The organism is Pseudomonas sp. PS01298, assembly GCF_029959745.1.
Classification (GTDB): Bacteria; Pseudomonadota; Gammaproteobacteria; order Pseudomonadales; family Pseudomonadaceae; genus Aquipseudomonas; species Aquipseudomonas aylmerensis.
The window spans coordinates 11,207-25,757 of sequence record NZ_JASCPP010000040.1 but is presented as its reverse complement, the minus strand read 5'-3'; the positions used below and the strand labels follow the sequence as shown (position 1 = coordinate 25,757).

At 60.3% G+C, this 14,551-nt stretch carries 11 protein-coding genes and 4 tRNA genes; 6 read left to right on the top strand and 9 right to left on the bottom strand.

What is annotated here, in order from left to right; all coding sequences use genetic code 11:
• Positions 1-121: 121 nt before the first annotated feature.
• From clpX to QMX97_RS15860, 7 genes are all read right to left on the bottom strand, one after another.
• Complete coding sequence (clpX, locus tag QMX97_RS15890; RefSeq protein ID WP_010209414.1) at positions 122-1,405, bottom strand: ATP-dependent Clp protease ATP-binding subunit ClpX; 1,284 nt, start codon at positions 1,403-1,405, stop codon at positions 122-124.
• Between the two features lie 112 nt (positions 1,406-1,517).
• Entirely contained in the window at positions 1,518-2,153 is a 636-nt protein-coding gene (gene clpP / locus QMX97_RS15885) for an ATP-dependent Clp endopeptidase proteolytic subunit ClpP (protein WP_065901167.1), read from the bottom strand.
• A gap of 91 nt (positions 2,154-2,244) precedes the next feature.
• Complete coding sequence (tig, locus tag QMX97_RS15880) at positions 2,245-3,555, bottom strand: trigger factor (protein ID WP_282397223.1); 1,311 nt, start codon at positions 3,553-3,555, stop codon at positions 2,245-2,247.
• A gap of 398 nt (positions 3,556-3,953) precedes the next feature.
• Positions 3,954-4,029, bottom strand: a tRNA-His gene (locus QMX97_RS15875).
• A 76-nt stretch (positions 4,030-4,105) separates the two neighbouring features.
• A tRNA-Leu gene (locus QMX97_RS15870) sits at positions 4,106-4,190 on the bottom strand.
• A gap of 56 nt (positions 4,191-4,246) precedes the next feature.
• Positions 4,247-4,322 (bottom strand) — tRNA-His (locus QMX97_RS15865).
• A gap of 32 nt (positions 4,323-4,354) precedes the next feature.
• Positions 4,355-4,431: transfer RNA gene (locus QMX97_RS15860), tRNA-Arg, on the bottom strand.
• Positions 4,432-4,706: 275 nt separating this feature from the next.
• On the opposite strand from QMX97_RS15860, the gene folD reads away from it, so the two are divergent.
• On the top strand, positions 4,707-5,561 hold the full coding sequence (gene folD, locus QMX97_RS15855) for a bifunctional methylenetetrahydrofolate dehydrogenase/methenyltetrahydrofolate cyclohydrolase FolD (RefSeq protein WP_106803348.1): 855 nt from the start codon (positions 4,707-4,709) through the stop codon (positions 5,559-5,561).
• Positions 5,562-5,770: 209 nt separating this feature from the next.
• Complete coding sequence (gene pbpG / locus QMX97_RS15850) at positions 5,771-6,694, top strand: D-alanyl-D-alanine endopeptidase (RefSeq protein ID WP_065901174.1); 924 nt, start codon at positions 5,771-5,773, stop codon at positions 6,692-6,694.
• A 157-nt stretch (positions 6,695-6,851) separates the two neighbouring features.
• On the opposite strand, the gene QMX97_RS15845 is transcribed toward pbpG, so the two are convergent.
• Positions 6,852-7,514 (bottom strand): C39 family peptidase, encoded by a 663-nt coding sequence (locus QMX97_RS15845; protein ID WP_065901177.1) that lies wholly within the window; start codon positions 7,512-7,514, stop codon positions 6,852-6,854.
• Between the two features lie 211 nt (positions 7,515-7,725).
• Here QMX97_RS15845 and QMX97_RS15840 point away from each other — a divergent pair, with 211 nt between their 5' ends.
• Positions 7,726-7,887: a hypothetical protein gene (locus QMX97_RS15840; RefSeq protein WP_162946106.1), complete on the top strand. Its 162-nt coding sequence runs from the start codon at positions 7,726-7,728 to the stop codon at positions 7,885-7,887.
• On the opposite strand, the gene QMX97_RS15835 is transcribed toward QMX97_RS15840, so the two are convergent.
• Positions 7,884-8,294 carry a hypothetical protein gene (locus QMX97_RS15835; protein WP_065901180.1) on the bottom strand — a complete coding sequence of 137 codons (411 nt, stop codon included), beginning with the start codon at positions 8,292-8,294 and terminating at the stop codon, positions 7,884-7,886. The two genes, QMX97_RS15840 and QMX97_RS15835, sit on opposite strands and share 4 nt — an antisense overlap.
• Before the next feature lie 217 nt (positions 8,295-8,511).
• Between QMX97_RS15835 and QMX97_RS15830 the strand changes: the two genes are divergently transcribed.
• Genes QMX97_RS15830 through QMX97_RS15820 form a run of 3 tightly spaced genes read left to right on the top strand, consistent with a single transcriptional unit; the run spans position 8,512 to position 14,294 of the window.
• The gene (locus QMX97_RS15830; RefSeq protein WP_282397222.1) at positions 8,512-11,733 is read left to right on the top strand and encodes an efflux RND transporter permease subunit; all 3,222 of its coding nucleotides are present in this window, start codon (positions 8,512-8,514) and stop codon (positions 11,731-11,733) included.
• Complete coding sequence (locus QMX97_RS15825) at positions 11,723-12,892, top strand: efflux RND transporter periplasmic adaptor subunit (RefSeq protein WP_282397221.1); 1,170 nt, start codon at positions 11,723-11,725, stop codon at positions 12,890-12,892. Before QMX97_RS15830 ends, QMX97_RS15825 begins: the two co-directional genes overlap by 11 nt.
• Entirely contained in the window at positions 12,876-14,294 is a 1,419-nt protein-coding gene (locus QMX97_RS15820; RefSeq protein ID WP_282397220.1) for an efflux transporter outer membrane subunit, read from the top strand. The genes QMX97_RS15825 and QMX97_RS15820 overlap by 17 nt, the downstream gene beginning before the upstream one ends.
• Positions 14,295-14,551: the final 257 nt, after the last annotated feature.

Genomic DNA, 14,551 nt, shown 5'->3' with positions numbered 1-14,551 from the left:
AGATGGGGGCTGCGTGTAAAAAAAACAAGCTCAATGCTGGCAGTTACACGCAGTAAAAAATCTTCATGAAAAACAAAGGGGCCCCTAAAGGCCCCTTGTTTGTACCGAAACTGCGAAACGCTTACGCGTCTGGCGCAGCCTTGGCAGCCGGCTCACTGTTTTCGTAGATATACAGTGGCTTGGACTTGCCTTCTATAACGCTTTCATCGATCACCACTTTACTCACCTCGGACTGCGAGGGGATTTCGTACATGGTGTCGAGCAACACGCCTTCGAGAATCGAGCGCAGGCCACGTGCACCGGTCTTGCGCTCCAGTGCCCGCTTGGCCACCGATTTGAGCGCGTCGGTACGGAACTCAAGGTCTACACCTTCCATTTCGAACAGCTTCGCGTATTGCTTGGTCAGGGCGTTCTTCGGCTCGGTGAGGATCTGAATCAGAGCAGCCTCATCCAGCTCGTCCAACGTGGCCAGGACCGGCAGACGGCCGACGAATTCCGGGATCAGACCGAACTTGACCAGATCGTCAGGCTCGACTTCACGCAGGGACTCGCCCACCTTCTTGCCTTCTTCCTTGCTGCGCACTTCTGCACTGAAACCGATACCGCCACGGGTGGAACGCTGCTGGATAACCTTCTCCAGACCCGAGAACGCACCGCCACAGATGAACAGGATGTTGCGCGTATCAACCTGAAGGAATTCCTGCTGCGGATGCTTGCGGCCGCCTTGTGGCGGTACGGAAGCGACCGTGCCTTCAATCAGTTTCAACAGGGCCTGCTGCACGCCTTCACCGGAAACATCCCGGGTGATCGACGGGTTGTCGGACTTGCGCGAGATCTTGTCGATTTCGTCGATGTAGACAATACCCATCTGGGCTTTCTCTACGTCATAGTCACATTTCTGCAGCAGTTTCTGAATGATGTTCTCGACGTCCTCACCCACGTAGCCAGCCTCGGTGAGGGTGGTTGCGTCGGCGATGGTGAACGGAACGTTCAGCAGGCGAGCGAGGGTTTCTGCAAGCAGGGTCTTACCCGAGCCTGTAGGACCGATCAGCAAGATGTTGCTCTTGCCGAGTTCGACTTCGTCGCCTTTCTTGTCACGCTGGTTCAAGCGCTTGTAGTGGTTGTACACCGCTACGGCCAGAACCTTCTTTGCACGCTCTTGACCGATGACATACTGGTCAAGGATGCCGCTGATTTCTTTAGGCGAAGGCAATTTATGCGCGCTGCTTTCGGCCTGTGCTTCCTGCACCTCCTCACGGATGATGTCATTGCACAGGTCGACGCACTCGTCGCAGATAAAGACCGAGGGGCCGGCAATCAATTTGCGTACTTCATGCTGGCTTTTGCCACAGAAGGAGCAATAGAGCAGCTTGCCGTTGTCCTCGCCGTTGCGGGTGTCAGTCATTCGTTCGATCCAAATCCGATAGGCTTGCAACACAAGATGAAGGCTTATGCGGGCTTTTTCAAGCCCGCCGATGATCGGACATGCCGACCAGCCCTATTTTGAGCGGCTTATATTAAGCGGGGCGCTTTTCGATCACTGCGTCGATCAACCCGTAATCACGCGCGACTTCGGCGCTCATGAAGTTGTCGCGGTTGGTATCGCGCTCGATTTCTTCCAGGGTGCGCCCGCTGTGCTTGGCCATCAGCGTGTTGAGACGCTCGCGGATGAAGAGGATTTCCTTGGCGTGGATTTCGATGTCCGACGCCTGGCCCTGGAAACCGCCCAGTGGCTGGTGAATCATTACGCGCGAGTTCGGCAGGCAGAAACGCTTGCCGTGGGCGCCTGCGGTGAGCAGGAACGCGCCCATGCTGCAGGCCTGGCCGATGCAAGTGGTCGATACATTCGGCTTGATGAACTGCATGGTGTCGTAGATCGACATGCCCGCCGTCACCGAACCGCCAGGTGAGTTGATGTAGAGATGGATGTCCTTGTCCGGGTTTTCCGCTTCAAGGAACAGCAGTTGCGCACAGATCAGGTTGGCCATGTAGTCCTCTACCGGGCCCACCAGAAAGATCACTCGCTCCTTGAGCAGGCGCGAGTAGATGTCGTAGGCGCGTTCGCCACGAGCGGACTGCTCGACAACCATCGGGACCAGGCCGCCTGCGGCCTGGATATCAGAGTTCTGCTGAATATAGGAATTACGGAACATGCTCTGCAGTTACTCCCAAATAGTCATGTCTTGAAAACGCATAAGCCAGCGCGAGGCTGGCTTATGGTTGAATTTCCAACGAGTTGGACAATCAGTCGGCTTGTGCTGCTTCCGCCGGTTTGACTGCTTCTTCGTAAGAGACCGCTTTGTCGGTCACCTTAGCCTTCTGCAGAACAGTATCCACAACTTGTTCTTCCAGCACAACCGAACGTACTTCGTTCAGCTGCTGGTCGTTCTTGTAGTACCAAGCCACGACCTGCTCAGGCTCCTGGTAGGCCGAAGCCATTTCCTGGATCATTTCACGAACGCGATCTTCGTCAGGCTTGAGGTCGAACTGCTTGACCACTTCAGCCACGATCAGGCCCAGCACGACGCGGCGCTTGGCTTGTTCTTCGAACAGCTCGGCCGGCAGTTGGTCAGGCTTGATGTTGCCACCAAACTGCTGCACAGCTTGCACGCGCAGGCGGTCCACTTCGTTGGACAGCAGGGCCTTAGGCACTTCGATCGGGTTGGCGGCCAGCAGACCGTCCATGACCTGGTTCTTGACCTTGGACTTGATGGCCTGGCGCAGTTCGCGCTCCATGTTCTTGCGAACTTCGGTGCGGAAGCCTTCGATGCCGGTTTCCTTGATACCGAATTGAGCGAAGAACTCTTCGTTCAGTTCTGGCAGCTTAGGCTCGGAAACGCTGTTGACGGTCACGGTGAACTCGGCGGCTTTGCCAGCCAGGTCCAGGTTCTGGTAGTCAGCCGGGAAAGTCAGGTTCAGAACGCGCTCTTCGCCCGCCTTCGCGCCAACCAGGCCGTCTTCGAAGCCAGGGATCATGCGGTTGGAACCCAGCACCAGCTGAGTACCCTTGGCGGAGCCGCCAGCGAACACTTCGCCGTCAACCTTGCCAACGAAATCGATGTTCAGCTGGTCTTCGTTCTGGGCAGCACGGTCGACCACTTCGAAACGGGTGTTCTGCTTGCGCAGGATTTCCAGCATGTTGTCCAGGTCGGAATCAGCTACTTCAGCGCTCAGGCGCTCGATAGCGATACCTTCGAAACCTGCCACTTCAAACTCTGGGAACACTTCGAATACGGCAATGTATTCCAGGTCCTTGCCCGCTTCCAGGGACTTCGGCTCGATCGAAGGCGAGCCAGCCGGGTTCAGCTTTTGCTCGACAACCGCTTCATAGAAGGAAGCCTGGATCACGTCGCCTACCGCTTCCTGACGCGCATCAGCACCAAAACGGCGCTTGATTTCGCTCATTGGCACTTTGCCTGGACGGAAACCAGCGATCTTGGCCTTTTGGGCAGTCTGCTGCAGACGCTTGTTGACCGCAGTCTCGATACGCTCTGCCGGCACGGTGATGCTCAGGCGGCGCTCGAGAGCAGTAGTATTTTCAACAGAAACTTGCATGGATATTCCTCGTTGCACAGACGTTAGCCGGCCATTTCCGACCCCAATCAAGGGCATGCATTCTAGTGGGTCAAACTCAAGAAGTCACCCTACTGAGAATACGCCCGGAAACAGCCGGCAATTTATCGGTACGAAGGCACTGATGTACCTCGCCCCGGTGACAAATACAGCCCATCACGCCAGAGCTCTGCGCCGCCTCTTCTATATATAGAAGAAGTCGTCATCCATCTCCCTGACGGCCAACCCTCAAACAGGGCCAGCAGGCAGCGCGGCATCATCGAGACACATAAATACGACGAAACGCCTGCCCTTGCGACCCACTACCTGCAGCCGCTGAATATTCGAACCGCTAAAACCAAAAAAGGCGCCAGACTGTTAAATCTGGCGCCTTTCGAATATGGGGTGGACGAAGGGGATCGAACCCTCGACAACGGGAGTCACAATCCCGTGCTCTACCAACTGAGCTACGCCCACCATATTGCGTTAACAAAGAAACCAAACCACTTCTTTGTCGAGCCTTACCCACCTGACGGAGGGACAAAGCTTTTATTGGTGCGGATGAAGAGACTCGAACTCTTACGCCTCGCGGCGCTGGAACCTAAATCCAGTGTGTCTACCAATTCCACCACATCCGCGCTTGAAGCTCTTAAAGCAAAGGCGCCAGATGATTAATCTGGCGCCTTTCAAAATATGGGGTGGACGAAGGGGATCGAACCCTCGACAACGGGAGTCACAATCCCGTGCTCTACCAACTGAGCTACGCCCACCATATAGCGCTACTTGTGCCAAAGCTGCCTAATGGCGCACCCGGCAGGACTCGAACCTGCGACCATCCGCTTAGAAGGCGGATGCTCTATCCAGCTGAGCTACGGGCGCCTGATTAATCTGTACTCTTTAAGGACTACAAACTAAGTGCTTCCAGCCTTGCAGAACAACAATCCTGCTCGACCTTCTTAACCAGTGCTAGGCTGTGCCCGACAAGTGCGACGAATAGTATAGAGGGTCCTGAAACCCGTCAAATCTTTTTTGAAAAAAATTCATTTTATTTAAGGGGTTAGGCCAATTTGCAGACCAAGCGCCTTTGCCCTCACGGCTTGGCATGCGAGAATGCGCGCACTTTTCTTCCCCCTCTCGATGGTTAATCACGCGTAATGACTGCACAACTTATCGACGGCAAATCAATCGCCGCCAGCCTGCGCCAGCAGATCGCCAAACGAGTCACCGAGCGTAGCCAGCAAGGCCTGCGCACGCCTGGCCTCGCGGTGATCCTGGTCGGCAGCGATCCTGCCTCTCAGGTTTATGTCTCGCACAAGCGTAAAGACTGTGAAGAGGTCGGCTTTATCTCCAAGGCCTACGACCTGCCTGCCGACACCACCCAGCAGGCGCTCACCGACCTGATCGACGGTCTCAACGATGACCCGAGCATCGACGGCATCCTGCTGCAACTGCCGCTGCCTGAGCACCTGGACGCCTCCAAGCTGCTCGAGCGCATTCGCCCGGACAAGGACGTCGACGGTTTCCACCCGTATAACGTCGGCCGCCTGGCCCAGCGCATCCCGTTGCTGCGCCCGTGCACCCCCAAAGGCATCATGACCCTGCTGGAAAGTACCGGTGTCGACCTCTATGGTCTCGACGCCGTCATCGTCGGCGCCTCCAACATCGTTGGCCGCCCAATGGCGATGGAGCTGCTGCTGGCCGGCTGCACCGTCACCGTCACCCACCGCTTCACCAAGGACCTTGCCGGCCACGTCGGCCGCGCGGACCTGGTCGTGGTCGCTGCCGGCAAGCCGGGCCTGGTCAAGGGCGAGTGGATCAAGGAAGGCGCGATCGTCATCGACGTCGGCATCAACCGCCAGGAAGACGGCAAGCTGGTCGGCGACGTAGTCTACGAGACCGCCCTGCCCCGCGCCGGCTGGATTACGCCGGTCCCCGGCGGCGTTGGCCCGATGACCCGAGCCTGCCTGCTGGAAAACACCCTGTACGCGGCAGAGTCGCTGCACGACTAATAACCAGCCGTGCTGAAAAAGCCCTGCCTTATCGCAGGGCTTTTTATTGCCCGCAATAAAACCTGTTTTTTCTTTGTTTTTAAGTACTTTCGTCTGGTTTTAGAAGAACATTCGACAGTCTCTCGTCCATACTCCTAAAATGTAACGGCATTTGTCATATAACCCGTTCCAGAACGGTATTTCCTTACTTTTTTAGCGAGTTCATCCGCGTGAAAATTCGTCTTTCTATCGTCAGCCTATTGTTTGCGTTCACAGGCACCTTCGCGCACGCCGCCGAAACCACCCAGGCCCCGCGTGATACGTCCAAACTGCAAATTGCTTCCGGCAGCGCCATGCTGGTGGATCTGCAGACCAACAAGGTCATCTATTCCAGCAACCCCGACGTGGTGGTGCCCATCGCCTCGGTGAGCAAGCTGATGACCGGCCTGATCGTGCTTGAAGCCAAGCAGAACATGGATGAATACATCGACATCAACATCACCGACACCCCGGAGATGAAAGGTGTTTTCTCGCGCGTGAAGATCGGCAGCCAGATGCCGCGCAAGGAAATGCTGCTGATTGCCCTGATGTCCTCGGAAAACCGCGCGGCCGCGAGCCTGGCGCATCACTATCCGGGCGGCTACGCGGCCTTTATTGCCGCCATGAACGCCAAGGCCAAGGCCCTGGGCATGACCAGCACCCACTACGTCGAGCCGACGGGCCTGTCGATTCATAACGTGTCGACCGCCCGCGACCTCAGCAAGCTGTTGGCGTATGCGCGCAAATTCCCGATGCTCAGCCAGCTGAGCACCACCAAGGAAAAGACCGTAGCGTTCCGCAAGCCCAACTACACCCTCGGTTTCTCCAACACCGACCACTTGATCAACCGCGCCAACTGGGACATCAAGCTGACCAAGACCGGCTTCACCAACCAGGCCGGCCACTGCCTGGTGCTGGTGACCAGCATGGGTAACCGCCCGGTATCGCTGGTGATCCTGGACGCCTTCGGCAAATTCACCCACTTCGCCGATGCCAGCCGTATCCGCAATTGGGTCGAGACCGGCAAGAGCGGCTCGGTGCCGGACGTGGCATTGCGCTACAAGGCCGACAAAAACCTCAAGAACCGTCCGAACGCGGCAGAAGCCAGTCGTTGACCGCACCTTGATGTGAGCGCTGTCTTGTGTGGGCTGGCTTGTGTGGGAGCTGGCTTGCCTGCGATAGCATCACCGCAGTATCACTGCTCCCCCTCAGTGCCCGCATCGCGGGCACGCCCGACTCCCACGCAAGCCGGTTCTCACTGAATGTCTGTGGTTACTTTTTTTCCGCCAACACCTTGAGCGCCTGCGCCGCGGCCTGCTCCTGCCCGGCCTGGGCCGTGGCGTTGGCAGCATCTCGCCAGCGTTGAGCGTCGACATTCGCCGGTAACTGGCTTGGGCGCTGGGTGAGGATTGCCCACTGCCCGGCGCTGCTCCACTTCGATTCAAAATCGCTGAAGCTCATCAACAGCCGCCGGTCCATGCCTGAGCGCAGCAGTATCGTGCTCTTCTGCTGGTTGAACCCGACCACGACCACGTAGTGCGCGTCAGACCACAGCCCGCCGCCAATGCGCGCCATCACCGGGTAACCCGCCGCCACCTGCGCCAGCACCGCCGTCAGCTTGGCATCCAACGGGTACACCATCAGGCCGTACTCACGCGCCAGTACCTGCATGTTGCGTTCAAGGTCGGCTTCACCGCCCGGCAAGTGCAGCGGCTTATCCAGCAAGCCCGGTGTCATGACAATGCCTTGTTGCGACAGCATGCTGGCTAAAGCCGTAGGACCGCTCTGATAAGCCTCGCTGCGAAATGTCGGCACGCCATTGAGTTCGACCCGCTCGGGCAGGCCCGGCAATTTCGAGGGGTGGCTGGAACAGGCCGCAAGCCCTATGGCAACAGCCAGCAACAAAGAGGTTTTAACGTTCGAGCGTAACCGCAATTTTTTACTCTCTTGATCAATGGCCGGTGAAGGCCCTGATCATAGGACGCTCTGCCACACGGGTATAGCCCACAGGCGCAGTAAAGGGTCAGTGATAGAGCAAAGAAGTTGGTTGGACACGACCATTGGTCAATAGCAGGCAACCGCCAGGTAGCTAGACTGTCCATTGAGAAGACTGTGCGTGCCCCCTGAGGGGCGAAAGGAGGCCCGAATGAGCCTTGCAACGACGATTTTCCTGTTGATCTGCGGTTGGCTGGCGGTAGCCGGCGCCATGTTGTGGGGGGTGTTGCGCATCACCCGTCGGCACCATCACCCCCACGTCAAACCCGCGGCGCCCGCCAAGCCTCACAAGGCCGCGGTGCGCCACGCCTAGCCAGGCATGCAGTTGAAGTCCTGAGTGGCGGCAACCTCCTTGCCGTGACCATCCTTGAGCGAGGCGCGCACGGTAGTGCCCAGGCTCGACTCGACCAGGGTGTAATGCTCACCGGCCTTGAAGTTTTTATACTCGACACGCCCCTGGCAATCCTGCTGATTGTCGTCGCCTGGCTCCTCCTCGAATAACGTCACATCCAGCCGATGATCCCCCGGGGTCACCTCGAAGAAGCGTCCGTCATCCACACGCTTGCCGTCCACGCGCTCGGCCATCAGGTCGTTCGGCGCTTCCTCCTTCAAACCAATCCAGGCTTCGCTCGGGTCAGCCTTGGGGATCGGGCCGGCACACGCCGACAACAACAGTACGGCACCAAGTGCAGGAATCAACAACAGTGGTTTGAGTGACATGGCAGGGCTCCAAAGGACATCAGTAAAAATACGCGGCGAAGTGTCGCCTCCGATGGGCTACAAGCTTGGGGAGCCATCCTTTGTAGAACAAATGAATACATATGAAACGATCTTCAGCCCTTAACTAAATGTTCCTTCACCTGGCTGAAAGGTGCGTGTTAGGTGGGTCGGGCAAGACTGCCGGGGTTTGCAATCCTGCTCCTCTGGAGGTTCACGCATGCTCGGGCTGGTAAAGACCGCACTGCAAAAGCCGTACACGTTTATCGTGTTGGCCATATTCATCTGCATCATCGGGCCGATGGCGGCCCTGCGTACCCCCACGGATGTTTTCCCCGATATCGGCATCCCCGTGGTCGCCGTGGTGTGGCAGTACAACGGCCTGTCACCGGACGCCATGGCGGGCCGGGTGATCTACACCTACGAACGCTCCCTGAGCACCACCGTCAACGACATCGAACACATCGAATCGCAATCGCTGCCCGGCATGGGCATCGTCAAGATTTTCTTCCAACCGGGCGTCGACATCCGCACGGCCAACGCGCAAGTGACGGCGGTTTCACAAACCGTGCTGAAGCAGATGCCACCGGGCATCACGCCGCCGCTGATCCTCAACTACAGCGCCTCCACGGTGCCGATCCTGCAAATGGCGTTCTCCAGCCCCAGCCTCTCGGAAGCCAAGATCCGAGACCTGGTGCAGAACAACATCCGCCTGCCCTTGAGCGCCCTGCCCGGCCTCGCCATGCCCACGCCAATGGGCGGCAAGCAACGCCAGATCACCCTCGACCTCGACCCCCAGGCGCTGGCTGCCAAAGGCTTGTCAGCACAGGACGTGGGCAATGCCCTGGCCCTGCAGAACCAGATCATCCCGGTGGGCACCGCCAAGCTCGGTCCCAACGAATACACGATCCTGCTCAACAACAGTCCCAAGGCGATCGACGAGCTCAACGACCTGCCGATCAAGACTGTCGACGGCGCGCTGATCACCATCGGCCAAGTGGCCCACGTGCGTGACGGTTCGCCGCCGCAGACCAACATCGTGCGCGTCGACGGCCACCGTGCGGTGCTGATGCCGGCGTTGAAAAACGGCAGCATCTCGACCCTGTCGATCATCGACGGCATCCGCCAGATGCTGCCGCGCATCAACGAAACCCTGCCGCCGTCGCTGAAGACTTCGCTGCTCGGTGACGCCTCGGTATTCGTCAAGCAATCGGTAGGCAGCGTGGCCCAGGAAGGCATCATCGCCGCGCTGCTGACCAGTGCGATGATCCTGCTGTTTCTCGGCAGCTGGCGCTCGACGCTGATCATCGCCGCGTCGATTCCGCTGGCGGTGCTGTCGGCCATCGCGCTGCTGGCAGTCAGCGGGCAGACCCTCAACGTGATGACTCTCGGCGGGCTGGCGTTGGCCGTGGGGATCCTGGTGGACGATGCCACGGTGACCATCGAAAACATCAACTGGCACCTGGAGCAAGGCAAGGCGGTGAAGACCGCGATTCTCGACGGCGCTGCGCAGATCGTCGGCCCGGCGTTTGTCTCGCTGCTGTGCATCTGCATCGTGTTCGTGCCGATGTTCCTGCTGCAAGGCATCGCCGGCTACCTGTTCCGGCCAATGGCGCTGGCGGTGATCTTCGCCATGGCCAGTTCGTTCATCCTCTCGCGTACCCTGGTGCCGACCCTGGCGATGTTCCTGCTCAAGCCGCACGTGCCGGAGCAAGGCGCAGGGCATCATCCAGAAGACCAATTCATCAACCACCACGAAGGTGAGCAGCACCGCAAGCCACGCAATCGCGCGTTGCAAGCGGTGTTGAATTTCCAGCAGGGATTCGAGCGTCACTTCTCAAATATCCGCGATACCTACCACGGCCTGCTGTTGTTGGCGCTGGGCAATCGCAAGCGCTTTATCGTCGGCTTCCTGGCCTGTGTGCTCGCCTCGTTCCTGTTGCTGCCAAGCCTGGGCCAGGACTTCTTCCCGGCCACCGACGCCGGCGCCCTGGCGCTGCATGTGCGCTTGCCACTGGGCACGCGCATCGAAGAAAGCGCGGCGGCCTTCGACCGGATTGAAGCGCGGATTCGTGAAGTGATCCCCGCTGAGCAGCTGGACACCATCGTCGACAACATCGGCATCCCGCTGAGCGGCATCGACATGGCCTACAGCAGCAGCGGCACCATCGGCCCGCAGGATGGTGACATCCAGGTCACCTTGAAAAAGGATCACGCGCCGACCGCCGACTTCGTGAAGAAACTGCGCGAAGCCTTGCCGCAAAGTTTCCCCGGCAGCCACTTCGCGTTCCTGCCGGCGGATATCAGCAGCCAGATTCTCAACTTCGGTGCGCCGGCGCCGCTGGACGTGAAGATCTCCGGGCGCAGCGATGAAGAAAACCGCGCCTACGCCGTGGAGCTTGAGCGTCGCCTGCAACATGTACCGGGCATCGCCGACCTGCGCATCCAGCAGTCCACCGGTTACCCGTCGCTGCAGGTGAATGTTGATCGCATGCGGGCCAATGGCCTGGGGATCACCGAGCGCGACGTGACCAACAGCATGGTCGCCTCCCTCGCCGGCAGCTCGCAGACCGCGCCGACCTTCTGGCTGAACCCGGCCAATGGCGTGTCGTATTCGATCGTCGCCGCGACCCCGCAGTACCGTCTCGACAGCCTGCCGTCGCTGGAAGCCTTGCCGGTGACCGGTGCCGATGGGCAGTCGCAGATCCTCGGCGGCGTGGCGAGCATATCGCGCGTGCAAAGCCCGGCAGTGGTGACTCACTACAACATCGAACCGACCCTGGATTTGTACGCCAACGTCCAGGGCCGCGACCTCGGCGGCGTCGCCCGCGACGTGCAGAAAGTGTTGGATGAAACCGCATCCATGCGCCCCAAGGGTGCGGTGATCAGCCTGCATGGGCAGATCGACGCGCTGCATGAAGCCTTCAGCGGCCTGAGCTTCGGCCTGCTCGGCGCGGTGGTGCTGATCTACCTGCTGATCGTGGTCAACTTCCAATCCTGGGCCGACCCGTTCGTGATCATCACCGCGTTGCCGGCAGCACTGGCAGGGATCGTGTGGATGCTGTTCCTCAGTGGCACCTCGCTGTCGGTGCCGGCCCTCACCGGCGCCATCCTGTGCATGGGCGTGGCCACCGCCAACTCGATCCTGGTGGTGAGTTTCTGCCGCGAACGCCTGGCCGAACATGGCGACGCCCTGAAGGCAGCCATGGAGGCCGGCTACACGCGCTTCAGGCCGGTGTGCATGACCGCCCTGGCGATGATCATCGGCATGTTGCCGCTGGCCATTTCCGAGGAGCAGAACGCCCCGCTCGGCCGGGCCGTGATCGGTGGCTTGATCTTCGCCACCATTGCCACTTTGTTGTTTGTTCCCGTGGTCTTCAGCCTGGTCCACGGTCGTCACCCTACTCGCGCAGCTGCTGGAGAAACCCCACATGTCGTCTGATCACAAACCCTCGCGCAAGCGTCTGATGCTCATGGGTGTCGGCGGCCTGACACTGGCCGCCCTGTTGGTCGCCAACGGCCTGCATGCCCGCACGATGCACGAACAATCGGTGACCGCGTGGACCGAAACCGCCGCCATCCCGCAAGTGATGGTGTTCCAGCCGCAGCAGAACGCGGCCGGTGAAACCCTGCGCCTGCCCGCCCACCTCGACGCCTGGAGCAAGGCGCCGATCCATGCCCGGGTCAGCGGTTATTTGAAGGACTGGAAAGTCGACATCGGCAGCCAGGTCAAGGCCGGGCAAATCCTCGCCGAAATCGACAGCCCCGACCTCGATCAGCAATTGGCCCAGACCCACGCCCGCCTGATCCAGGAACAAGCCAACGCACGCCTGGCAGAAACCACCGCCACGCGCTGGCAAAACCTGTTGGCGAGCCACTCGGTGTCGCGCCAGGAGGCCGATGAAAAATCCTCCAACGCCGCGGCGGCCAAAGCCAACGCCGAGGCGGCTGCGGCCGATTTCGCTCGGCTGTCGGCCCTGGAAAGCTACAAGACCATCCGCGCGCCGTTTGCCGGCACCATCACCGCCCGCAATACCGATATCGGCCAATTGATCAAGGCCGATACCGACAGCGATCCGGAGCTGTTCAACATCGCCGACACCCACCAATTGCGCCTCTACGTGCCGGTGCCGCAGAACTACGCGGCGGTCATCCACCCCGGACTCGAAGCCGAACTGACGGTGCCCGAGCACCCTGGCGAGCACTTCAAGGCGCGCCTGATCGGTGACTCTACCGCCATCGACCGCCGCTCCGGCACGCTGCTCGCGCAGTTCGTCGCCGACAACCCCAACGGCGAATTGCTGCCCGGTGACTACGCCGAAGCCACCTTGCCGATTCCAGCGGATACCCATGGCGTGAGCATCCCGGCCAGCGCGCTGATCTTCCGCGCCCAAGGCACCCAGGTGGCGGTGCTGGACGCACAGAACCACGTGCACTTGCAGGACATCCATATCGGCCTCGACCTCGGCGAGCGCCTGGTGATCGATCAAGGCCTGAAACCCGCCGACCGCATCGTCGACAACCCGCCCGACGCCCTGCGCGAAGGCGACCCGGTGCAACTCGCCGATGCCTCCGGAGGTGCGCATGCGCCCAAGGCTTAAGCCCCTCGCGGCCCTGATGCTGCTGGCGTTGCAAGGTTGCTCGATGGCGCCCACCTACACAGTGCCCACGGTGGACCTGCCGGCCGGCTACCGCGAACAGACCAGCGACGGCCCGTGGCACAGCGCGCAACCGTCCGATCAATTGGCTCCCGAATGGTGGAAGCTCTACAACGATGCACGCCTGGATGGCCTGCAACAGCAACTGCTCAAGGCCAACCCGGACCTGGCGGCAGCGCTGGCGCACTTCGATGCGTCCCAGGCGTATGCCAGCCAATTGCATGCAGGGCTGTTCCCGCAGATCACCGCCAGTGCGCAGCCATTGCGCCAGCGTCAATCCGACTCGCGACCACTGCGCGGCGACACGCAGCCTTCGGTGTACAACAGCAACACGGCAGGATTTTCCCTGAGCTACGACCTCGACCTGTGGGGCAAGATCCGCAACCAGGTCGCGGCCGGTGATGCCCAGGCGCAAGCCTCCGGCGATGACCTGGCGGTGGCGCGGCTGAGCCTGCAACATCAACTCGCGAGCCTGTATGTGCAGCTCAACGGGCTGGATGCACAGAGCCGGATTCTCAATAGCTCGCTGGAGGATTTCAGCCAGGCCCTGCAACTGACGCGCAGTCGTTATGAGGGGCAGATCGCCTCCGAGCTGGACCTGACCCGCGCGCAGAATCAACTGGCCGAAGCCAAGGCGCAACTGGATGAAGTGCGCGGGCAACGCAACCTCACCGAGCATGCCATCGGGGAGTTGGTGGGGGTGGCGGCCAGCAACTTCACGTTGCCGCCCAGCCAGCAGTTGATTGCCCTGCCGGGGATCCCGTCGCAGCTGCCGAGCCACCTGCTGCAACGGCGTCCGGACATCGCGGCGGCAGAACGCCGGGTGTTCGCCGCCAACGCGAATATCGGCGTGGCCAAGGCAGCGTGGTACCCGGATTTCAGTTTGACCGGGCTGATCGGCGGCCAGACGCAAGGGGTTGGCAACCTACTGTCCGCTGGCAATCGGTATTGGGCGCTGGGGCCGCTGGTGAATCTGCCGATCTTTGATGGCGGACGCCTGAGCGCCAATGAACGCCAGGCCAAGGCCGAGTTTGAAGAAGCCTCGGCGCAGTACCGCAGCCATGTATTGAAAGCCGTGCGCGAGGTGGAGGACAACCTCGCGCAACTGCGGGATTTGCAGCAGGAAGCACAGGATGAGCAAGCCGCGGCAGATGCGGCGCAGCATACCCAGGCCCTGGCGATGAACAGCTATCAGGCGGGGGCGGTGAGCTACCTGGATGTGGTGACCGCGCAGACGGCGGCGTTGCAGGCACAGCGGACATTGCAGGCGGTGCAGACGCGGCAGTTGCAGGCGAGCGTGGGATTGGTGACAGCGTTAGGCGGCGGCTGGCAACCCGGCGCCTGAGCCCTGATCGCTTCCCTGTGGTGAGCAGGCTTGCCCTGCGTTGGGTCGCGAAGCGGCCCCAAACCCACACATGAGTTCTTTCAGCAAGAACCTCAGCGTCTTTACTGGGGCTGCTTCGCAGCCCAACGCAGGGCAAGCCTGCTCACCACAACAGCCGACTTCGAGTTCGGCGACGAAGATTGTGTCGTGCCCTGCTCCGCTGTTGCAGGCGAGTGTGGTGTTGGTGACGGCGTTAGGCGGGGCCTGATCGCTCCCCT